General features: G+C 62.4%; 17 protein-coding genes. 4 read left to right on the forward strand and 13 right to left on the reverse strand.

Annotated features, from left to right (window positions below; genetic code table 11):
• Positions 1 to 283 precede the first annotated feature (283 nt).
• The 13 genes from HKN06_10670 to HKN06_10730 all read right to left on the reverse strand — a co-directional run bounded on the left by HKN06_10670 (position 284) and on the right by HKN06_10730 (position 16,213).
• Positions 284 to 2,137, reverse strand: a complete 1,854-nt coding sequence (locus tag HKN06_10670; GenBank protein NNF61773.1) for an SLC13 family permease — start codon at positions 2,135 to 2,137, stop codon at positions 284 to 286.
• A gap of 349 nt (positions 2,138 to 2,486) precedes the next feature.
• Entirely contained in the window at positions 2,487 to 3,434 is a 948-nt protein-coding gene (locus HKN06_10675; protein ID NNF61774.1) for an AgmX/PglI C-terminal domain-containing protein, read from the reverse strand.
• Positions 3,434 to 3,901 (reverse strand): biopolymer transporter ExbD, encoded by a 468-nt coding sequence (locus HKN06_10680; GenBank protein NNF61775.1) that lies wholly within the window; start codon positions 3,899 to 3,901, stop codon positions 3,434 to 3,436. The genes HKN06_10675 and HKN06_10680 overlap by 1 nt, the downstream gene beginning before the upstream one ends.
• Positions 3,902 to 3,933: 32 nt before the next feature.
• Entirely contained in the window at positions 3,934 to 4,383 is a 450-nt protein-coding gene (locus HKN06_10685) for a biopolymer transporter ExbD (GenBank protein NNF61776.1), read from the reverse strand.
• A gap of 59 nt (positions 4,384 to 4,442) precedes the next feature.
• Entirely contained in the window at positions 4,443 to 5,096 is a 654-nt protein-coding gene (locus HKN06_10690) for a MotA/TolQ/ExbB proton channel family protein (protein NNF61777.1), read from the reverse strand.
• Positions 5,096 to 5,398: a hypothetical protein gene (locus HKN06_10695; protein NNF61778.1), complete on the reverse strand. Its 303-nt coding sequence runs from the start codon at positions 5,396 to 5,398 to the stop codon at positions 5,096 to 5,098. Before HKN06_10695 ends, HKN06_10690 begins: the two co-directional genes overlap by 1 nt.
• Positions 5,395 to 5,964: a tetratricopeptide repeat protein gene (locus tag HKN06_10700; GenBank protein ID NNF61779.1), complete on the reverse strand. Its 570-nt coding sequence runs from the start codon at positions 5,962 to 5,964 to the stop codon at positions 5,395 to 5,397. The genes HKN06_10695 and HKN06_10700 overlap by 4 nt, the downstream gene beginning before the upstream one ends.
• Positions 5,936 to 8,683 carry a tetratricopeptide repeat protein gene (locus HKN06_10705; protein NNF61780.1) on the reverse strand — a complete coding sequence of 916 codons (2,748 nt, stop codon included), beginning with the start codon at positions 8,681 to 8,683 and terminating at the stop codon, positions 5,936 to 5,938. The genes HKN06_10700 and HKN06_10705 overlap by 29 nt, the downstream gene beginning before the upstream one ends.
• Positions 8,680 to 10,560, reverse strand: coding sequence for a hypothetical protein (locus HKN06_10710; protein NNF61781.1), 1,881 nt, complete (start codon positions 10,558 to 10,560; stop codon positions 8,680 to 8,682). Before HKN06_10710 ends, HKN06_10705 begins: the two co-directional genes overlap by 4 nt.
• Complete coding sequence (locus tag HKN06_10715; GenBank protein NNF61782.1) at positions 10,551 to 11,039, reverse strand: AraC family transcriptional regulator; 489 nt, start codon at positions 11,037 to 11,039, stop codon at positions 10,551 to 10,553. Before HKN06_10715 ends, HKN06_10710 begins: the two co-directional genes overlap by 10 nt.
• A gap of 20 nt (positions 11,040 to 11,059) precedes the next feature.
• A complete protein-coding gene (locus HKN06_10720) occupies positions 11,060 to 12,652 on the reverse strand; it encodes a general secretion pathway protein GspF (GenBank protein ID NNF61783.1) in 1,593 nt (530 codons plus the stop codon).
• Positions 12,653 to 12,664: 12 nt separating this feature from the next.
• Positions 12,665 to 15,100: a LamG domain-containing protein gene (locus HKN06_10725; GenBank protein NNF61784.1), complete on the reverse strand. Its 2,436-nt coding sequence runs from the start codon at positions 15,098 to 15,100 to the stop codon at positions 12,665 to 12,667.
• Between the two features lie 6 nt (positions 15,101 to 15,106).
• Entirely contained in the window at positions 15,107 to 16,213 is a 1,107-nt protein-coding gene (locus tag HKN06_10730; GenBank protein NNF61785.1) for a hypothetical protein, read from the reverse strand.
• 206 nt (positions 16,214 to 16,419) lie between these two features.
• On the opposite strand from HKN06_10730, the gene HKN06_10735 reads away from it, so the two are divergent.
• The 4 genes from HKN06_10735 to HKN06_10750 form a co-directional block, all read left to right on the forward strand.
• The gene (locus tag HKN06_10735) at positions 16,420 to 19,023 is read left to right on the forward strand and encodes a hypothetical protein (protein ID NNF61786.1); all 2,604 of its coding nucleotides are present in this window, start codon (positions 16,420 to 16,422) and stop codon (positions 19,021 to 19,023) included.
• A gap of 3 nt (positions 19,024 to 19,026) precedes the next feature.
• Positions 19,027 to 19,758 carry an SH3 domain-containing protein gene (locus HKN06_10740; protein ID NNF61787.1) on the forward strand — a complete coding sequence of 244 codons (732 nt, stop codon included), beginning with the start codon at positions 19,027 to 19,029 and terminating at the stop codon, positions 19,756 to 19,758.
• Positions 19,728 to 20,381, forward strand: coding sequence for an outer membrane beta-barrel domain-containing protein (locus HKN06_10745; GenBank protein ID NNF61788.1), 654 nt, complete (start codon positions 19,728 to 19,730; stop codon positions 20,379 to 20,381). The genes HKN06_10740 and HKN06_10745 overlap by 31 nt, the downstream gene beginning before the upstream one ends.
• A gap of 11 nt (positions 20,382 to 20,392) precedes the next feature.
• Positions 20,393 to 20,808 (forward strand): TlpA family protein disulfide reductase (locus HKN06_10750; protein ID NNF61789.1); only part of this gene is annotated, 416 nt, incomplete at its 3' end.

A 20,808-nucleotide genomic window follows, 5' to 3' on the forward strand; every position in this document is an offset into this window, starting at 1 on the left:
GCGATTGCGGCGGTGGTAATCAGCAGGAGGATTGTTATAAGAATTTTATTCATAAACGGTGAGACAGGGACGGGTCGTCGAGGTTCATGCCGCCGGCAATCGCGGCTGGAAGCCGCTCCTGCGACAAGAATCACGTCCCGGCAATCGCGGCTGGAAGCCGCTCCTGCGACAAGAATCACGTCCGGGCAATCGCGGCTGGAAGCCGCTCCTGCGACAAGAATCAGCATCTCGTAGGAGCGCCCTCCGGGCGCGATCAGGGAGCATTGTTGCGGTCAGATTCTCACTAAAACGCGAGGTTGAGGGCGATTAGGGAGACGACCAGGAAGATGCCGGTCATGATGGTGCCGGCACGGATAAAGTGCGCCACCTTGTAGTCGCCCGGGCCCATGATCAGCGCGTTGACCTGGTGGGTGGGGATGATGAACGAGTTGGAGGTCGATACCGCGACGGTGAGCGCAAACATCGCCGGGTCGGCGCCGCTGGCCAGCGCCAGGTTGATGGCCAGTGGCACCAGCAGCACGGTGGCGCCGACGTTGGACATCACCAGCGAGAACACTGCACCCAGCACGGCAACAAGCGCCTGCAGCGTCCATGCCGGTACGTCGCCCAGCCAGGCCAGCAGGTGCTGCGCGATGTAGTTGGCGGTGCCGGAGGATTCCACCGCGTGACCCAGTGGCAGCAGGCCGGCCAGCAGGAACACGGTTTTCCAGCTTACGGCGCGATAGGCCTCGTCCATGGTCAGCACGCCAAAGATGATCATGCCGACGGCGCCGGTCATCAGCGCTATCGGCAGCAGCACATCGGTAAACACGACCAGGCCCAGCGAGATGGCAAAAAATGTCAGTGCCAGCGCGATCTTGTACGGGTGCTGTGGCTCGCGCGGATAGTCGGTGGTGACGATGACAAAGTCGCGGTCTTTTTCCAGCCGTCCCAGGTTGTCCCAGCGAGTGTGGCAAACGAGTGTATCGCCGGCTTCGAACGGAACGTCCTGCATTTTTTCGCGGATGGTGGTGCCGGCGCGGAAAATCGACAGCAGCGTCAGCCCATAGGTCAGACGCAGGCGCAGCTCGCGTACCGATTTACCCACCAGCTGCGAGTCGGGCGGGATGACGATCTCGGCGATGCCGGCAATCGAGCGCGCCAGCAGGTGGCGGAACTCGCGCAGCTTTGGCCGCAGGATTAGCCCGCCGGCATTGACGAAGGCGCGCAGCTCTTTTGGCGGCGCGATTATCGCCAGCGTTGCCGGCGCGGCAATCGGCGCCTCGATGGGCGGCGCTACCAGCACTTTGCCGGCGTAACGCGAGGCGACAATTTTCACCTCAAACTCGCGTTGCACCATTTTGATGTCTTTACCGACAAACGGACTGCCGGACGGCACCTCGACCTCGCGTACGGCGGCATCCATGCCGTAGATACGCCGCAGGTAGCGCACCGTGCCGGCGCCGCGCGCGTGTGCTTTCTCACCACGCGGCAGCAGCCAGTGACCGAACACCAGGAAATACACCAGCCCGGCGGCCACCAGCGCAATACCGACCGGCGCGACGGCAAACAGGCCAAGGTGTTCCATCTGCTGTGACACCGGCAGCGCCTTGTTGGCGTTGTCGAGCAGGTCGTTGAGCATGATCAGCGGGCTGGAGCCAACCATGGTCATGGTGCCGCCGAGGATGGCGCAAAAACCCATCGGCATGACCAGCCGCGACATTGGCAGGCCGGTCTTCATGGAAATCTTTGCGACCACCGGCAAAAACAGTGCGGTGGCGCCGATGTTCTGCATGAACGAAGAGATCACCGCGACGGTGCCCGACACCAGCGAGACAATCTTTTTTTCCGTGCGCCCGCCGTAACGCAGGATGGCCCACGCCACCCGCTCCATCACGCCGGTCTTGTCCAGCCCGCCGCCGATGATCATCACCGCGATGATGGACACCACCGCGTTGCTGGAAAGTCCGGAAAACAGAATGTCGGGGCTGAGCAGCCCCTCGAACGCCGGGAAGTAGATCAGCAGCCCCAGCAGTGTCATCACCAGGAGCGCCGCCACGTCCACCCGCACCAGCTCGGTGACAAAAAGAAATACCGCCAGCACGACGATCGCCAGCACGATCGTCATCTCGGTCGTCAGTAGCGGCAGCGGATCCATCGAGCCCCTTACCCGGGTTTATTCTTGACTCGAACCTAAGTACGAGGGCTGCCATTTTACACACATGGAGAGCCGGCTGATTGCCTGCCAGGCAGCGGCATTCAGTCCGGCCAGTCAACAGGATCACCATGGCCTCGGGCGCGGCGGTAATGGTCTCGAGCGCGCCCAGGAAATCATCCAGGAATAAGTGGCCTGATCCGGGCCGCCGTTCTTCGTACCAGACAGCCATGCACGCACGGCTAGAGCTTGCCCCTGATCCTCCGTACGGCAACTTCGACCGGCGTGCCCCGCTCTCCGTCGAGCTCATAACGGGCCAGCCGCTGCTTCACTTCGGCAAGTTGCCCGGGTTCTATGCGGGGAAAAAGTCGATCGGTTTTGTGGTGGTGGTGACGGCGACGTCGCGGGCGCCGAAGTCGAACAGTCGGATACGACGCAGCAGCTTTGCTTCCAGCTCGGGCGCCGCCAGCTCGCTGGAAACAATCTGTACCTCGGTGACGGCGCCGGACGGCGCAATGGTCAGCGTGAGTACTACTTTACCTTCCAGCGTAGGGTCGCTGCGCAGCGCGCGGCGATACAGCGCATAGATCGCTGCCTTGTTCTTGTCGAATACCTGCTCAATTTCCTCGCGGCTGCGCCCGCCAACACCGGAATCGCTTCCCTTGCGCTGGTTACTGGCACGCGCGGTGCGTGTCGGTTGCTGCGTGGTCACGCGGGTGGTCTGACGCTCGGCCAGCCCGCCGCCGCCGGTGGCGCGGCTCATCGCTGAAGTATTTATACCGGCACTGGCGGTGCCTTTGGCGGTTGTCACCAGTGCCCGTTGTGCGGTTCCGCTGCCGGTCGCCGCAACCTGGGTGTCCGTACTGAGCGAATCGCCGGGTGTCGCGTCACGCAAGTCGGCCAGCTGGTCGGCAAATGCCATGACGCCGGCGCTGGCGGCGCGTTCTCGTGCTGCTACACGCGCATCGGGCTGCGGCTCGGGGTCAGGTCGGACGGTTTCGACCACCGGCGCTTTTGGTTTCGGCAGCTTGACTTCCACCTTGCGCTCGACCGGTTTTTCCGGTTTTGGCGGCAGCTTCACTTCTTCCTGTTTCGGTACCGGTTTTGGCTCCAGCAGCAGCTTTGCCATGCGCTTCGGCAACTCCGGTGGCGTCAGGCTGGCGCGATCCGGTAGCGGCAACGCGGCAAGAACAATACTCAACACCAGGGTAATGCCCAGCGTCCAGCTCAGTATTCTGCGAAAGCGCCGGTTTTCCTCGGCGACCAGTTCCCACGGCAATGCGTAGCTGCGTGAGTACATCAGCTACCCACCGCGTCCGGCGCGCGCTGCATTACCGCCAGCGAAACGCGTTCAAAATCGGCCATGGCACAGGTGCTCATGACTTTTTTCAGCACACGGTATGACAACGCCTTGTCACCCATGATCGTGATTTCAGTCTGCGCAGCATCAGCTTCCGGACGTTTCTCGGCCAGCAACGCGCCGCGCAACGGTTCCAGCACGGTATTTTTACTTGCCAGCGCATCGGCGACCGACAACACCGCGTTGCCCTCGACCAGTATCTGTTCAGCCGTTATTTTTACTACTAAGGTTTGCCGCGGCTGGGTCTGCGCGATCGACTCGGGCATATCGACGCCCTTGGTGCTCGGCAGCGTCTGCACTTCGCTGGAATTGACCAGCAAAAAGAACACCAGGATGGTGAAGATATCCATCAGCGAGACCAGGTTCAGGCCGACACTCTTGCCACGGCGTTGCTGGCGTTCGTTCATGCGTCGGGCACGTGGTGACATTGCTGCCATGACTAGTCTCCTGCCGCTGCCACGGTCGGCGCCGGCGGTGCGTCGCCAATGGAGATTGCCGGAAACAGCTCGGCAAATACGGTTGCGCCGCCGTCTTTCACCGCGACGGCGCGCACCACGTCCATCACGTCGACGATCTGTTCGTAGACGACATCCGGCTCGAGCAGCAGTGTGGCCGATGTCTCATCGGGGAAGCGCTGCTTGATGCGCTGCATGTAGTCGGAAACCGCTTTCAGGTCCGGTCGGCCGTCGACATGCGGCAGACTGGCCAGCGGACCACTCTGGCGATCGTTGAGATCGATGCGATTGCCGCGCAGGACAACTTCGAGTGCAAACATCGGCGGCTCGTCACCGGCCACGCCATCTGCCGGGAGGTTCAGCTCCAGTATCGCCATGCGGGAGAACACGGCGGTAATCAGCAGGAACGGCACCAGCACCACCATCAGGTTCATGAAGGCGGTGATGTTCAGTTCGGCCGGGTCTTTGCTGCGCAGGCTGCGCCAGCGACGTCTCACGCGGCGGCCGCCTTCTTCTCGTTAATTACCGTGACGGTGTTGAGAAATTTCACCGCAGCCATTTCCAGGCTGTCGACCAGTTCAGTGGTCTTTGTCTGCAGCACGGCGTGCAGCAGCAGCAACGGTATAGCCGCCATCAGGCCGAACGCGGTGGTGTTCATCGCCACCGAGATACTGGCGCTGAGCATGTCGGCTTTTTCCGCCGGGCTGGCGGCAGCCACTGCGGTAAACGCACGGATCAGACCAATAATCGTACCGAGCAGACCCAGCAGCGTGGCCAGGTTGGCAAACGTCGCCAGGTAATGGGTGCGTTTTTCCAGCCGCGGCATCACGTCCAGCATGCTCTCCTCCATCGCTTTTTCCACGTCATCACGACGGCGCGCCGTCTTGATACGCTCGAAACCGTAGTTGAGCACGTTACCGATGGCCGTTTTCGAATCGGCCGCCACCGTGGCCGCTTCGGCCAGCCGGCCGCTTTGCAGCAGTGGCGTAATTTTCTTCCAGGTGCGGCGGCTGTTGACGCCAGCGACACTCAGGTACATGAAACGCTCCAGCGCAATCGCGGCGCCAATGGCCAGTACGATGACAATGGGGTACATAAATACCCCGCCTTCCTGGAAGAAGCGGACTATCGCGTCATAAGCTTCCATCATTCACTCTCCCGTTTTGCAACAAACAGTTGCTGGTAAAAATCCTGTTGCCGCCGGAACACGTCCGGATCCAGCGGCGTAAGTAAAGCGTCGACCAGGCTCTTGTCCGGGCGGCCGCCAAGGCCCGCCGGCAGCGCTTTCTTCCACGGCACGACCGCCATCACGCTGGGCAGCTCCTTGCTGGCCTTGATGGTGGTGGTATCGAGTTCGACATGCGCTGACGCCTGCTCGGCTTGTTCGCTGTCCTCGGCCTGGGCGAAACCGGCGCCTAACAACAGCGTGATAAGAAAAAGGTGTTTCATCGGTTGCGTGCCTCCCGCACCGCGACGCGGCGTTCCAGCTCGACGATCCAGCGCTGCACCTGCTCATCGGTGGAGTCGAGCTCGATAAAGCGCTGGTAGTGCTCCAACGCCTTGTCCGGCTGACCCAGGTACAGGTCGTACAGCACGCCGATATTGCGATGCGCACTGGCATAGCCACTGTCGGCATCAAGCGCGTTTTGATATGCCGTTTCTGCCGCGCTCAGGCGCCCGGCACGCCGGTGCAGCACGCCCAGCTCGTTATGCGCCGCGGCAAGTTTCGGGTTCAAAGCGATTGCCTGTTCCAGTGCCTGCACTGCCTCCGCCTCGCGTTCGAGGTTCGACAGCACGATACCCAGATTCGCCCACACCCCGGCGTGATCCGGCTCACGGTCGTTGATACTTACCAATAATCCCTCGGCGCGCTGGTAGTTATCAGCCTGCATCGCCTGCAGGGCCTGACCGAAACGTTCGTCGGGCGTGCCGCTGCCGGTGGTGGCACAGCCGCTCAATACGGCACTGCATACCAGCGCTGCTGCGCTAATCGATCTGGCTGACAAGCGATTCACGTTGTTCCATCCTGTTGTAACGCGCCGGCATCAGCTCGGCGAGGCGGGTAAAACTGCGTGCCACCCACTCGTTGTAAACGAGCTTTGCGGCGCGCGCGGTATTGATCTGGTGTAATTCAATCGCCTTTTCTTCAAAGGGAAACGCCTGCTCTTCCAGCAGGAACTCGTACTCTTCCAGCGCCAGCTCGTCGAGCTGGGGCCGTTGTGAATCCATCAGCGCCTTGCCAAAGCCGCGGTACAGCTCGGCGATGTGAAAGGTGGCGGCCGAACTGGTGTCGTCGATACCGTAGTCAGCGATACGCTCGAACGCCGCGCGCGCCTGTTCCAGTGCTTTTTTCTTTACCGGCAGGCTGCCTTGCAATGGCAGCGTGAGGTTCAGCGTTGCGTAGTAATCAGCCAGCGGTTCTGCCAGCGCCAGCGCGGCGCGTGCTGCCATTGTGCGGCTGTAATCACTGCGCGCGGCGCCGGCTGCCGCATCGGCGGCAACAATCTGTTCACGCCAGTAGCGCACGCTGCTGCTGTCGTTTTTCTCGAGGAACATGGTCAGCAGCTGCTCGCGGGCACGCATGGCGTCATCGACCGGTGTCTGCGGCGACGCGGCCAGCGACTGCAGCACCTCGAGGTGTGCCTCGCTGGCGTCGTTATCGTGGTAAAGCTCCGCCGCCTGCCAGCGCGCTGCCGTTGCCGTTGCGGCGTCGGTGCTGCCAGCGATGCCGGTCAGTTCGGCCGCGGCATCCAGCGGGCGATTGCCCTGCAGGTACACGCCGGTAAGCTGCTCGGCGATGCCGGCAGCCAGCCGGTGTGACGGGTAACGCAGCCGGAATGCCTGCAACGATTGTGCTGCATCGTCCCAGCGTTCCAGGTTGATCAGCGCGGCCGCCGCATCGTAAAGAGCAACCGGGTGCACGGAACTGGCAAAGGCCAGCCCACCGATACGACTGAAATGTCCGGCCGCGGTGGCCAGGTCGCCGTCGTCGCGTGCCACCCTGCCCTGTTCGTAGACGCTGGCGGCCAGTCGCTCCTGCAGCTCGCCGGTCAGAGCATCGGCCGGATCGCTGACTTCCAGTGCCGCGCGGTAGGCGGTTTCGGCCAGCGCATGCTGCTGCATATCGAAACGGGCGTGCGCCTGCACCACCCAGGCGGTGCGCTGTTGCTGTGGCGACAGCGTTTCGGCATATTCCAGCGTGCGGGCAGCCACGGCTATGGCATCTTCGCGCTGTTCCAGCGCAAACAGTTCTTCTGCTGCATCAAGCAGCACCGGTGGCGTGCGTGGATTCTGCGGCCAGGTGTCGGCGAAGCGCAGGCGGGAGTCGAGCGCGAGCTGGCGCAGGACCGCAACTTCTTCACCCGCGCCTGCCTGGTAAGCGCTGTCACGCGCCAGCAACGCCGCGTAACCGGCCTCGCTCGCGCGCTCATGTGCCGGGTAATCGTATGCCGTGCGTTCGTATTCCATCGCAGCTTCGGCAAAGCGTCGTGAATCGAACAACAGTTCCGCCAGCAGGAAGTTGCGCGCTGGCGTTTCGGCCACCTCCGGGAAAAACTTCAGCCAGGCTCGGTACCACTGCACCGCTGGCTCCACCGCTGTCACGTCACCCGCCTGCGCCGCGGCATGATAGTGCTCGGTCAGTGCCTTCAGGTGATGATCGAGCTGGGTGGCAATCTGCGGGTGGTCGGCCGGTTCGCGACCCTGCCAGAACGGAGCGTCAAAACCGTAGGCGCGCACAAAATCGCCACGCGCCCCGATCACCCGTTCGGCAAAACCGGCTGCTTCATAAGTTTCGATTACGCGTGCCTGCAGGATCGGTGCCTGTGCGTCAGTCGGCACACGCTGTGCATAGGCGCCAAAACTTGCGGCGGCCTCGGCAAAACGCTCCTCGCCCAGGTAATGCTCGCCGAGGCGTTCGTAGAACAGATACGCCCACGCCGGCAGCGGCTCGCCGTTTATCAAAAACTCCAGTTCCGTCGCCCCGCCCAGCTCGACCAGCGCGATGCTGCTGGCTCGCAGGGCGTCCTCGAACATCTCACGCTGCCCTGGCGTGAAAGCTTCTATCTGTGCCGGCACCGGCGCAGCATCGTCGAGCACATAGTCGACCAGCCCGGCGAAACGCGCCACTGCGGCAGCGAAACGATCAGTCTTGAACAACGACCAGCCGTGCTTGTAGCGCGCGTTGGTTTCAAAACGTGTGCCGCTGTGCTCGTTGTACACGGCGGCATAGGCCCTGGCGGCGTCGGCGTAGCGACGCTTGATAAACAGCATTTCGCCCTGGCGGAACAGTGCTTCGGCGGCCAGTGGCGAGTCGAAGAAAGCCTCGGTGAGCTGCTCCAGGTATGACAGCGCGGCGCCTGTTTTACCGGAGTTATCCAGCGCGCGGGCCAGCTGGTACAGCACGTGGTCGCGTGCCGCATCATCCGGATAGGTCTCGAGAAACTCGCGATACAGCGTTATCGGCTTTGCAAACGAGGCCTCCGCACCGGCTTCCAGCTGACGCAGACCCGCTTCCAGTTCCAGGTCGGCCAGTCGGCGCAAAGCCGTTGCCCGGTGCGGGCTGTCGCTGCCGCCGGCGAGAAAGCTGGCGTAAGCAGCACGCGCCTTGTCGATCGAGCCGGTTACTTCGGTCGTCGCGGGCAGCGGTTCACCCTTGCGGATGACATCACCGACGGTCTGCGCCTGCGCCGCCACCACAAAAAAGATACACACCAGGACCAGCGGTGCTCTCATGAGCCCTCCGCCGCGGCGCGGTCGTGAATGGCCGCCAGCGCGTAGCGCGCCTGGTCCAGGTACTGCGCCAGGCGCACACGACGCTCGGTCAGCTCACCGGTTGCCAGCTCGACAAGCCGCCGGTCGGTGGCTGCGAGCGTGATGTCGATACGCGCCTGCATGGCGGCAACGCGTGGAATCATGGTCTCGATGCGGGTGGCAAACTGCGCCTGCTGCTGCGGCACGGTTGCCAGCGCCGCGACCAGCTGCTGCCGGCGCGTCTCGCCCTCGGCTAGTTCAGCTTCGACTGCCGCCAGTTCCCGGCGCAACTGGTAAAGACGCGCGGAATAGTCGCCGGACAGCTGCCAGCGCAGCAAACCATGCAGCACGCGCTGGCGTTCGGCCAGTTCGGCTGCCTGCTGCGGCGGAAGTTGCGCCAGTGTCGTACGCATCGCGTCGAGCTGTGCCAGCTGCGTACGTTCGTCAATCGTGGCCAGCGCCAGGTAATCGTCAGCATCGACCGTTGCGGCAAGCTGCTCACGCAATCCGGCGGCGCGTGCACGCAATTCCTCCAGCCGGCTGCCGTCCGCCACGCCAGCAGCAACCGTCGCGTGCTGGTCGAAACGCTGCTGGCGGGTTGCCAGCATGTTGCGGTAGCTGTCAAAGTCGACACGCTTGCGTTGCAGCGTGCCGGACAGCGCACGCAGGTCGCGGTAATCGCGCAGATGCTGCTGGAACACGTTGTCGGCCATCAGCAGAAACAGGTAGCGCGACAGCGGATGATCCGGCGCCTCGGCCAGCTGCCAGCCGGCATCCCACTCGGCCGCCTTGTCGTTGGCCAGCAGCAGCGCAGCAATACCGTCGGATTCAAGCGTATCGATTGCAGCTGTCAGCGCGCGGTCTTCGTCTTCTATCGCGGCGATGCTGTCCTCGAAGGCTTCAGCCGCGGCGCCGTGTGCATTCAGTTCGCCCAGCGCATAAGGCACGGCAAACCATGCCTCCTGCACCGCCGGGTCTGCAGGATCGCGCTGCTGCAGCACCCGCCACGCGTTGAGTGCGATATCAAATCGCTGCATTTCCGCCGCCGCCCAGCCGGCGCCGAGCAGCGAAGCGCTGGCATAGGGCCCGTCTATGCGTACGTCCTCGAGTGTTTCCAGCGCCGCATCCGGCAGACCGTTGCGGATCTGTGCATAGCCCAGCGCCAGCCGCGCCTTGTCGCGCAATGCCGGCATAACCGAATCATCATTACGCTTGCGACCGAACAGGCCACGCTTGCCGCGCACGCGCATGCTGCCAACACGCTCGAGCTGGCGCGCGGCCTGGTCAAATTCTCCCTGCCCGGCCAGCGCCACGCCGAGGTTATAACGGGCAAATGCCGCATCCGGAGTGCCACGCAGGTCGCGCAGCAGGTCAGCAGCCTTGCCGTGCAGGTTCAGCCCCAGCATGGCCTGTGCCGCCAATGCGCGGGCCTGATCGGCGCTGTCTTTGTTCCAGTTACGCTCGGCGAGCAATGCGACGGTGCGCCGGTAAGCACCACGCTCGTAGTGCGAGCGCGCCAGCTGCAACCGTGCCTGCTGCTGCACTTCCTCGCTGGCACGTTTTTCCAGCAGCCGGGCGAATATATCTTCGGCCTGGTTCTGCTGGCCGTAGGCCAGGTACATGCCGCCCGATAACAGCTCGGATTCCTCGGCGTGAAAGTCCAGCTCACCGCGTTCGACGGCAACAAGCTGGCGGGTTATCGCCTCGAAATAACGATCCTGATAAAACTCAAAAAGGATCTCGCCGTAGACGAGATCCTGCACGGTGGACGGCGCTTTTGCCTCGCGTGCGTCGGCCGCCGGCCACGACAGTGCCGCGACCAGTGCAAACAGCAGCCAGTTTTTTCGTGCTAGTCCCATTCCCTCACGACAAATTCAGGCTGACGGGAACGTTCGGAATCGACTACGCGCAGCTCGATGTATTTCGGGCCGAGCGTTTTTTCGAAACTGAGGTTAGTGCCGCGCTTGTACTTGCGCTCGTGCGGGCCGATGCCATTAAAAAATGCCACCAGCTCATGCTCGCCGGCCTTGAGGTTACCGACATACAGCCGCTGCACACCGCCGCTGCGCAGCGCTTCGCGCTCGCGCTCGGTGTACAGGTAATGCGTAACTTCCTTGTTGTTGATCTTCAGCTCGACCGAGTCCAGATCAAGAAACTCGCCGGTATCGAGCGAGACAAAAACCGCCACCTGGGTGCTGGCCGGGTAAAGCAGCTCCTCTTCCAGCAGGAACAGGTCGCGGTTGAGCTCCTGCACGGCTTTTTTAAGGTCCTGCACTTCGTTGTCCAGCGACAGCGCAGCCTCGTCGGCCGTTGCATTGCCGAGCAGCAGGCTCAGCATAATCAGTAGTAATCGTTTCATCAGATTGTCCCGTTAACGATGGGGTCGAATGCGGTCAGGCTGTCCTGCAGCGTGGCGTTGCCCAACCCGTGCTGGGGGAAAAGAACATCCATCTGGTCCTGCTGTCCGTGCAGGGCCAGGTAATTGAGAATCACGGTTTCAACCAGCAGGTTGACGTTGCCGGCTGCCGGCGTGGCGGCGGTTTCCACCGACCCGTCGGGGCGGAAGTGACCGATCTGTATGTGCCGCTCGGGGCCGGCCGAATCGCCGGTAAACGGCACCGGCTGCCCGTTGGGGTTGTAAACCATGAAAAACGATGCGGCGGTCGAGGAGTTGTCGCCGGTCCACTCGCCTTTACCGCGGCCGTCGACGCTCTCGTCGATGCGGCCATTGCTGGAAACCGAGCCGTCGCTGAACACGTACAACATCAGCGGTACACCGACACGCGCAGCATATTCCAGGCAGGCGCCCATACAGCGCCCGGCCAGCAGATCGCGGCGCTCACCGGTGCCGCGTTCGCCGGTGTGATAGTCGAAACCACCCATTTCAATGGTGCCGGCACCGGCAAAGCCGTTCACCACCAGCTTCATTACCGCGGCGGTCTTGCGGAACTGGCTTTCGCTGTCGTACTCGTCCTGGCTGAAGATGCCGGCAGATCCGATGATGTCGGTATCCAGTTCAGGGTCGAGCGTCGACGGGTCGCCAAAACGGTCCGACAGGTCGGCGGCTTTGACGTAGCCGCAACGAACCAGCTCCTTGATGACGTCGTCCTGGGTAACGCCGGTGTTCACCGCGTTGAGCTTCATGTCGCTGATACGCTGGATCGACTCCATCACCGCTACTGCATCGGCCTGGTCAAGCAAACCGACCAGCTTGCCGGTGTCGACCAGCCCGGTAACGTCGCTGGCACGATCGACCTTTGTCGGGCGGACAGACGGGTCGAGCAGGTTGTCCGGCGTCATTGAGTTGCCGCCGGAGTCGGAGCTGCGCGAACCAATCAGAGTAAGCAGTTCGCCATCGGCGCCGGCCTGGTAAATGCCGTACATCGGGTTGTGGGGGTTGTTGCCGGTGTCGTTATCAGAACGCGCCGGTATAACCGCGCCGTGCAGGTTGGCCAGCGTCGCCGGCGACAGCCGCTCTACCATGCCGCGCAGGAATGCGCTGTCGGTGTGAAATGCCAGCCCCAGGCTGCTGTCGACAAAATCGTTGGTGCCGGTCTGCGGGTTGACGATCGACGGCACCATGTCGCCGGGCAGACCCAGCTTGCTGTAACCGGCGGTGGTCAGAAAGTCGAGCTGCCCGCCGGCACCGCCGGTCAGCACGTTGGAGCCGGCGATGTTGGCGCCACCGGCCAGGTCAAAACAGATAAACGGAATCTTGCCGGCACCCTGCACCGCGATGCCGCAGCTCTGCCGCAATGTCTCGATATCCGGTGACAGTGCGGCATGCGCCGCGCGCGGGTTGGCAAACAGGCCGAACACGCTGGGGCCGGCCACCACGCCGGCACCGGCCAGCAGCCCGCGACCGAGAAAATCGCGTCGCGTCATCGGTCGTGCATGGTCGTCATGGACCAGTGCTTCGTGTGTGCGTAATGCCCTGTGTTTTTTTGCCATGTCTGTTTCCGTTTACTGCACCAGCATGACCGCGCTGCCGGTCACCGCCGCGCACAGTCCTTTTGCGACCACTTCGGTGCGCCCGGCCGGGCAGGATGCGCCGCAGGCCGTGAGCCGTCCGGCCAGTGCCGCCAGTTCGGCGCGGGTATCAGCAGGCAACGGCTGGGTGACCAGGTTGAGCGCCGCGAGTCGTCCCAGCAGCGGGTCGATAAAGGCGTCGCGTTCGAGCGCAGTGTCGTACGCATCAGCAGCGGGCTGGGAAAAATCGAAAGCCGGGAAAATTCCGTCGCGCAGCGGTACGTCATCGATCAATGCGTTGCAATACTCGATGGCCATCTGCGCCACGCCAACCTGGTGCGCGGCGACAAAGCCGTCGATTGCTTCTTTTTGCGGCAGCTGCTGCTTCACCGCGTCGTAAGTTGTCACGACGTCGGCATGCTGCGCGCTGACGCCGGTCACAGCAGCCAGCGTCGCGTTGATTTCGGCGAAAGTGCGTATACCGATATCCGGCGACTCGATGACTTCATCCGAGACCGGCGGCGGAATGACGGCCGGCGGCGTGCGTGCATAAAGGTTGCTGCCAATGCGGTCGAAAGTGAGGAAGAACTCGTCGTTATCGGCGCCCTTCTTCACCGCGATAATGGTTCCCTGCGGTGACAGCTGCTGACCGGCCTCATTGTATTGCGCCGCCGACAAAGAGGTTGCCATGCGGCTCCACACCTGACCGACCTCAGCCTCGGCGCCGTTGACGCCGATACGCATACCCTCGATGGCTATCGCATCGGGCACCACAGTTTCATCCAGGCTGATAAATGTCGGCTGGGTAAACAGGTACGCGTAGCTGTCGAACTGGCTGACTTCAAAATAGATATAGCTGTCGGGCAACCCGACCAGGTCGGAAACGCTGAACAGCAGGTAAAACTTCTCGCCAACGCCGACATCGAAGTTCTGCCTGACCTGTGCCGGTGTCAGCAGTCGGTTGTGAATGGCAACCATGCGCAGCGTACCCAGCCAGGCACCGTCACCGGATACCTCGTTACCGAGCACCAGCGCAAATGTGTCGTCCCAGTCGGCAATCGATCCGCCCTCGGCTTCGAAGTCGCCGGTGGGTTCGCCATTGACGAATATCGAACGGCCGTTGACCGGGTCGAAGTTGACTACGACATGCTGCAGCGTCGCCTGCAGGTCTTCGTCGGCATCAGCGGTGGATAACGCCGGCGTACCATTGCCGTCCGTCATGCTGCTGCGATTGAAAAAATCGTAGTTATAGAGAGTCTGGCCGAGTGTGAAATTACGCGCGGCGGGACCTGCCGAATAGCTGATGATGCGCGCCTCTTCCTGGGTAACGTTGCCGGGCACCACCCACCCCTCGATGCTGTATTCACCGGTCGCGCCGATCAGGTCTTTCAGCTTGCGGCTGGCAGCAGTCGTGCCCTGAGCCTTGCCGCCTTTCAGCTCGATGCCCCAGCCGCCGACCCACTCGGTATCACCTGACAGCGTCAGGTCTATCGCCGGATCCACGCCGCTGGTATCGAAGGCAGTTGTGCCACTGCCGGTCTTGAACTCATACAAGGCGACCACGTTGGCCTCAAAACGGTTGCCACCGGCTGCAACAATGCCGTCCGGCAGGCGCAACGCCTTGCTGGTAACCAGCTCGGGATCGACCTCGGTTTCGGGGATACCCAGCGCCATGGTGTCGATCGCATCCTGCACGTCACCGGCATCGGCCGCGCAGTCGCTCCAGCAGTTGTGGAACTCGTCGCGCAGCCGCACTACCAGGCGCGAATCCATCGTGACATCCAGGTCGATCTTCGACTGCACAGCCGCATAGGCCGTGGCCAGGTCTTCATCGGCAAAATACGGCGACTGCGCCATCGGCACTGCCGAGGAATGACACTCGGAACAATAAGTCTGCAACATTGGATGCAGCTCAGCGGCAAACAGCGCCGGGCTTGCGGGAAAGTTCTTGCTGACGCCTACTTCGCGGATGACCGGCGCTTCAAACTCGATTTCGCGCACGCCGCCGACCGCCTGCTCGCCGGCCCAGGCAGAAATCCACGTTGTGAGGATATCGACGCAGGCCTGGTCACTGGCAAGCCAGCAGTGATGACCTTCGCTGACCTTTGCCACCATCTGGGAATCCCCCGGCGACGCCAGGTTCACCACGGTGTTGGCATCCTGGTAGGCCATGTTGACATCGTCCAGGCGGGCAAATTCGGGTGACTGACCGCCGGCAACGTGGCACTGGCTGCAGCGCTCATCAACGCGCACGTTGTCCCAGACGTTGATCTTGAAAGACTGCACGTCGCTGGTGGCCGGTGGCGGCCCGGTGTATTCGCTGGACGGCGGCGGCGCGCTCGGCGGCAGCTCTTCCGTCGCCGCACCGCCCTTGCAACCGGCAATCGCAGCGATGCAGGAAAGTATAATAACGAGTTGCAGGTTTCGCATGTTCAATCAGTCACCCATGCAGTACACAGCGGCTTCGGCAAATGCCTGCTTCATACGAAAACCGCCCGTCTTCAATGAATCGACCATGGCGGCGACCTGGCTGCGGTCGGCATCGTTCGATGGCGGCCGCAGGCAGACGGATTCGAACACCTTGCCGGCCTGGCACTGGGCAAAGGCATCGGATGCGGCAAGTTCAGCACCCATCGACGCGGCGCCGGTGCCGGAGCCCGGCAACGTGTCTGACCAGCCCAGGTTGGCGTTGCGCCCTTCACGCCAGTAGTTATCCCAGCGATTGTTTTCCGTGACAAAACCGAACGGGAAGTTTTCGGCATTGATGAAATACTTCGGCTGCACCTGGCCGGCGGTGTAGACGATGCGGCCGGCAGTGGTGTCAAAGTCGTAATAGGCAAATGCCTGTGCCAGCGGGTCCATCCCGGTATGGCAGGCGACGCAGTTGTTCATGAATATGCGGCTGTCACCGCCCGGGCTGCGGGTGACATCCTGGCGGATGCGGTCCGGCGAGCGGCTGGCATCCTTGAGCTGCTCGAGATCGCGGCACAGGTGATTGACCAGCGTGAAGCGCAGCATGGCGCGATTGGTGCCGGCGACGAAAAATGCCTCGGCGGCGGCGCGCGTGCTCATCACGCCGGCAACTGCAGCTGCCGGCAGGTCGGTACGGTCGGTTTGGGTATCCCGCACCAGCGCGGTGCGCAGGTCCAGCCCGCGCGCTTCAATTTCGCGGTAGTGGTCGTTGTTTGTCATCGAAAACGCCGGCAGGCCAAGACCGGCGGCACCGGTGTACAGCACGTCGGCGCTCAGCACGGTGTCGAAGGCGATGTCGTCGCGGATCATGCCGATGACGGTCGCCGTGTAATCGTTAAGGTCGGCGAACACGTTGAAGTCGCGATTGGTCGCCGGCGTAAACAGGTTCTTCAGCGTTACCGAGTAAAACGCGGGGTGATCAATTGCGCGGAAGGCGGCCGTCAGCTCGCTACCTGCAGCGATGTCGTCCGACATCAGCTGCAATGTGGCTTCATCACCGGCGACACCGGCCAACCGGTCATGCATGCGTTTGGCGCGCTCGTCCGGGCCCGCCATCGCTGCAGATGACATAAGCAAAAAGAAAAACAGGAAACGCGGTAGCCGTTGGGTACGGAGGAGCTTGTAATAAAGGACTTTCGTCGTAGTTCTCATCGCTCCGTAATACAGCTGCAAAGTGCAACGTTTGAACTGTGTCACAGTAAACCCCCACACGCTGGTGTTTACTGTGACCTGTTTCACATCCCGGTATGGCTTTTCGCGAAGCAGGTCACGTTAGGTTGAATCGCAAATACCTTTTCATCGCACTTTGCTGTGTTGTAGTCGCCAGTGGTTGCGGCAGCGACGGCAGTGTCGGCCTTGCCTCGGGACAGGAACCTGATCCGGTCGCGGTCGACTTCCCGATCAGTTATACAAAACGCAGCGTGCCGCTGGACGAAGACGGCAACATGATGCAGCCGGATCTGCGGGACCTTGATGTGTTCGAACCCGGCGCTGCTCTTTTTATACGTGACCGTGCCAGCCCCTCGTCACCGGAACGCCAGGTCACCCCGGAAGCCGGCGACCCTGACTGGGATATTCGCGACCTGCAGGTGTCATACGACGGCACGAAGATTGTCTTTGCCATGCGTGGGCCGTTCCTGCCCGATGTCGAAGATGACGAACAGCCAACCTGGGACATCTGGGAATATGACATCGCCACCGACATGCTGCGTCGCGTAATACCGTCGGACCTCGCGGCTGCTGCCGGTCACGACCGCATGCCGCTTTACCTGCCCGACGGCCGTATCGTGTTTACCTCGACCCGGCAGCGTCGCACCGCGGCGATACTGGTCGACGAAGGCCGGCCGCAGTACGCCGCGCAGACCGAAGACAACCGAGGCGACGCATTCGTGCTGCACGTAATGGAAGCCGACGGCTCGAACATACAACAGATTTCTTTCAATACCAGCCACGACCTGTACCCGGCCGTCCTGCCGGACGGCACGCTGGCCTACACCCGCTGGGAAAACACCCGTGGACGCATCGGCATGCACCTGTACCGCATGCGTCCCGACGGCACCGACACCCGCCTGCTGTACGGCGCCAACAGTCATGACAGTGGCAGCGACGGCGACACCGTACAGTTCGTGCGCACGCGGCCGCTGCCGGACGGCACATTGCTGAGCCTGCTGCAGCCGTTCGAACCGGCGCAGGCCGGCGGCGACCTGGTGGCGCTGGATACTTCCGACTTTCTCGAGGTGCAGCAGGCTGTTGTCGAATCGATAAAGCCCGGCCCGGGACAGGCTCCGGTAACCGTTAATAATGTGCGTACCGACGACCAGCCCTCGCCGGGCGGCCGCTTTACCGCCGGCTGGCCATTATGGGACGGCAGCGGGAGACTGCTGGTCAACTGGAGCCAGTGCCGGCTGCTCGAACAGGACGGCAGTATTCAGCCGTGCACCGAGGAGCAGCTCGCCGCACCCGGCGCGACTGCAGCCGATCCGCTGTATGGCTTATGGCTTTACGACCCGGCCAGCGAGACGCAATTGCCCGTGGTCGTACCCGACGAAGGCGAAATGATTGACGAGGCCATCGCCGCACGCCCACGCACTGCGCCGCCGGTGTTGTTCGACGATACCGGCCCCGGCGGCTTCGAAGCATCACTGGCGCAACAGGGGCTGGGCGTCATCGACATACGCAGCGTGTGGGAAATCACCGGCGAAGATATAACCGGGGCCGGTATTGCCACGCTTGCCGACCCGGCACAACGCACTGCCGACCAGCGCTCGCGACGTTTTTTGCGCGTCGTCCGGCTGGTACCGCAGCCCGATCGCGACGTGCGGCGGGTGCCGGGTACTGCATTCGGCGCCGCCGGACGTTTTATCGGCATGCGCGAAATCGTTGGCTATGTGCCGGTGGAGCCTGACGGCTCGGTGCGCATGACGGTCCCGGCCGACATGCCGCTTGGTCTGGAGGTGCTGGATCGTAACGGCCGGCGCAACAACTGGCCGCACCGTAACTGGCTGCAGGTGCGGCCAGGCGAAACGCTGAGCTGCAACGGCTGTCATGTCGCCAACACCGGCATGTCACACGGACGTGCGGAGGCGTTCAGCAGCGTCTGGGAAGGCGCGCCGGAAACCGGCCTGCCGTTTCCCAACACAGACCCTGCCATGACGGCCATTTACGGCGAAACCATGGCGCAGCTGCGCAGCCGGATCAGCTGCGAGACCGACTGCGCCGCGCAGACTCCGTCGCTCGACCTGGTGTACGACGACGTTTGGACCGATGAGGACACTGCCGGGCGGGCACCTGATGACCCGTTTGCCTGGCGCTATGCCGACCTGCAGACCGAAGCGCCGGTTACGGCGGCCTGCTTGTCGACCTGGGCGCCGCAGTGCCGGGCGATTATTCACTACGAACAACATATTCACCCGCTGTGGTCGCTGGACCGGCGAGTGTTCGATACCGATGGCATCACCGTGCTGGCGGATAACACCTGCACCAGCTGTCACACGCCGCGCGACGCCGATGACGAACCGCAGGTGCCGGCAGCGCAGCTGGACCTGACCGATGGCCAGTCACCGGATCAGGCCGATCATTTCAAGGCCTTTCGCGAACTGCTGTTCGACGATCTCGAGCAGGAAGTGGTCGATGGCGCGCTTGTTGACCGGCTGGTGGAAGTCGGCATCGATCCCGACACCATGGAACCAATCCTCGTGACCGTGCCGGTTGCGCGTTCGATGCGCGGCGGCTGGGCCAGCGGGTCAGATTTCTTTGATGTTTTTGCCGCTGACGCAAGCCATGCCGGATTCCTCAGCGAGGCCGAACTGAAGCTGCTCAGCGAGTGGGTGGATATCGGCGGCCAGTACTACAACGACCCGTTCGTGGCGCCGGAGAACTAGCCGATGCGTCTTACACTGACATTAGTGTTGTTGTTGTCACTGGCGTCCGCACACGCGGAGAAAACACCGTGGGTAGTCAGCGTGGCCGACAATTACCTCGAGATGCGCTCCGGCCCCGGCCGTGGATACCCGGTTTTTCATACCGTGGAGAACGCGGCAACCGTGACGGTGATCAAGCAACGTACCGGCTGGTACAAGGTGCGTGCCGAGCGTGACATTACCGGCTGGGTAGCCAGTGCCGATCTCGAGAAAATGCACGAAGTCGATGGCAGCCCGGTCAACCTGGCACGCAGCAGCCTGGACCAGCTGGTCGAGCACCGCTGGCGCGCCGGCTTCACCACCGGCGACTTTGGCGGCGCCAACGTGCTGTCACTTTATGGCGGCTACAACCTGACACCAAACCTGTCGGTAGAGCTGGCATTCGGCCAGGCGCTTGGCCCGTTTGCCGAGAACGTGATGGCTACAGCCAGTGTCGTGCACCAGTTCGTGCCGCAGCGCCGGCTGACGCCGTTCTTTTCGCTGACCGGCGGCATGATCCGCACCGATCCGGCCGCTACTTTGGTACGCACTGAAGACCGGACAGATCAGCTGGCCGCTGCCGGCGCCGGCGTGCGCGCGTGGATCACCCGCCAGTTTGTATTTCGCGCTGAATATCGCAGCTACGTCGTGTTTACCAGTCGCGACGACAACCAGGAAATAGACGAATGGAAAGCAGGCTTCACCTTTTACTTCTGAGCACCGTCCCTGCCCTGCTGCTGGCCCTGCCAGCGGCGGCAATCGACGAAGACTCCGCCGAACGCCAGGTATCGGTGATACAGCCCGAGCTGGAGCGGCGTGACATCGATCCGCCGCGTATCGACACCGAAGACTTCGAGCTTGGCGTGTTTGGCGGTGTGATGAGCGTCGAGGACTTTGGCTCCAACACCGTCAGGGGCGTGCGCTTCAGCTATCACGTCAGCGAAGGGTTTTTCGGCGAGGCGGCCTACGCTACTACCGACGCCGGCCAGACCAGTTACGAGGTGCTGAGCGGCGCGGCCAGTCTGCTTACTGCGGACGAACGCGAGTTCAGCTACTACTCACTGTCCATCGGCTACAACGTGCTGCCGGGTGAACTGTTTGTCGGCCGCAAACGGGCATTGGGTGCCGCGCTTTATTTCGTCGCCGGCGTCGGCAACACCGAGTTTGCCGGCGAAGACCAGTTCACCGTGAGCTTTGGCGCCGGTGCACGCGTATTGCTGACCGACTGGCTGGCCGTGCACTTCGACGTGCGCGACCAGATGTTCGACAGCGACCTGCTCGGCACGTCCAAGACCACTCACAACATTGGCCTGCACATGGGCCTGACCGGATTCTTTTGAGGAACAGCTGCATGTTGAAGAAGTTATATATCGCGATTTTCTGTGCCGTTGCGCTGACCAGCGGGCCGGCAATCTCGAAAATCAGCGGCCAGGCCCCGGATTTTGCCCTCAAGAGCGCATCGGGTGAGAACATCCGGCTCAGCGAGCTGCGTGGCCAGGTGGTAATGATCAATTTCTGGGCCTCGTGGTGCGGGCCGTGCCGGCAGGAAATGCCGCACCTCGAAGAGCTCTACCAGCGCTACGAGCCGCTGGGTTTCACCCTGTTGGGTGTCAACGTGGAGAAAGACCGGCGCAAGGCCGACCGCATGCTGGATGATCTCTCGCTCAGCTTCCCGATACTGTTCGACAGCCGCAACGAAGTGTCAGAGATGTACAAGGTGCTCGCCATGCCCAGCACCATCATGATCGATCGTAGCGGCAACGTGCG

This window comes from Gammaproteobacteria bacterium, from assembly GCA_013003425.1.
GTDB lineage: Bacteria > Pseudomonadota > Gammaproteobacteria > Steroidobacterales > JABDKV01 > JABDJB01.

What these genes read in the sequence shown, in the direction of transcription:
- HKN06_10745 (NNF61788.1), top strand. Translation starts at nt 19,728, where the DNA reads ATGGAAAGCAGGCTTCACCTTTTACTTCTGAGCACCGTCCCTGCCCTG.
- HKN06_10725 (NNF61784.1), bottom strand. Translation starts at nt 15,100, where the DNA reads ATGCGAAACCTGCAACTCGTTATTATACTTTCCTGCATCGCTGCGATT.
- HKN06_10690 (NNF61777.1), bottom strand. Translation starts at nt 5,096, where the DNA reads ATGGAAGCTTATGACGCGATAGTCCGCTTCTTCCAGGAAGGCGGGGTA.
- HKN06_10730 (NNF61785.1), bottom strand. Translation starts at nt 16,213, where the DNA reads ATGTCATCTGCAGCGATGGCGGGCCCGGACGAGCGCGCCAAACGCATG.
- HKN06_10705 (NNF61780.1), bottom strand. Translation starts at nt 8,683, where the DNA reads ATGAGAGCACCGCTGGTCCTGGTGTGTATCTTTTTTGTGGTGGCGGCG.
- HKN06_10680 (NNF61775.1), bottom strand. Translation starts at nt 3,901, where the DNA reads ATGAACGAACGCCAGCAACGCCGTGGCAAGAGTGTCGGCCTGAACCTG.
- HKN06_10710 (NNF61781.1), bottom strand. Translation starts at nt 10,560, where the DNA reads ATGGGACTAGCACGAAAAAACTGGCTGCTGTTTGCACTGGTCGCGGCA.
- HKN06_10720 (NNF61783.1), bottom strand. Translation starts at nt 12,652, where the DNA reads ATGGCAAAAAAACACAGGGCATTACGCACACACGAAGCACTGGTCCAT.
- HKN06_10685 (NNF61776.1), bottom strand. Translation starts at nt 4,383, where the DNA reads ATGAACCTGATGGTGGTGCTGGTGCCGTTCCTGCTGATTACCGCCGTG.
- HKN06_10695 (NNF61778.1), bottom strand. Translation starts at nt 5,398, where the DNA reads ATGAAACACCTTTTTCTTATCACGCTGTTGTTAGGCGCCGGTTTCGCC.
- HKN06_10715 (NNF61782.1), bottom strand. Translation starts at nt 11,039, where the DNA reads ATGCTGAGCCTGCTGCTCGGCAATGCAACGGCCGACGAGGCTGCGCTG.
- HKN06_10740 (NNF61787.1), top strand. Translation starts at nt 19,027, where the DNA reads ATGCGTCTTACACTGACATTAGTGTTGTTGTTGTCACTGGCGTCCGCA.
- HKN06_10670 (NNF61773.1), bottom strand. Translation starts at nt 2,137, where the DNA reads ATGGATCCGCTGCCGCTACTGACGACCGAGATGACGATCGTGCTGGCG.
- HKN06_10675 (NNF61774.1), bottom strand. Translation starts at nt 3,434, where the DNA reads ATGTACTCACGCAGCTACGCATTGCCGTGGGAACTGGTCGCCGAGGAA.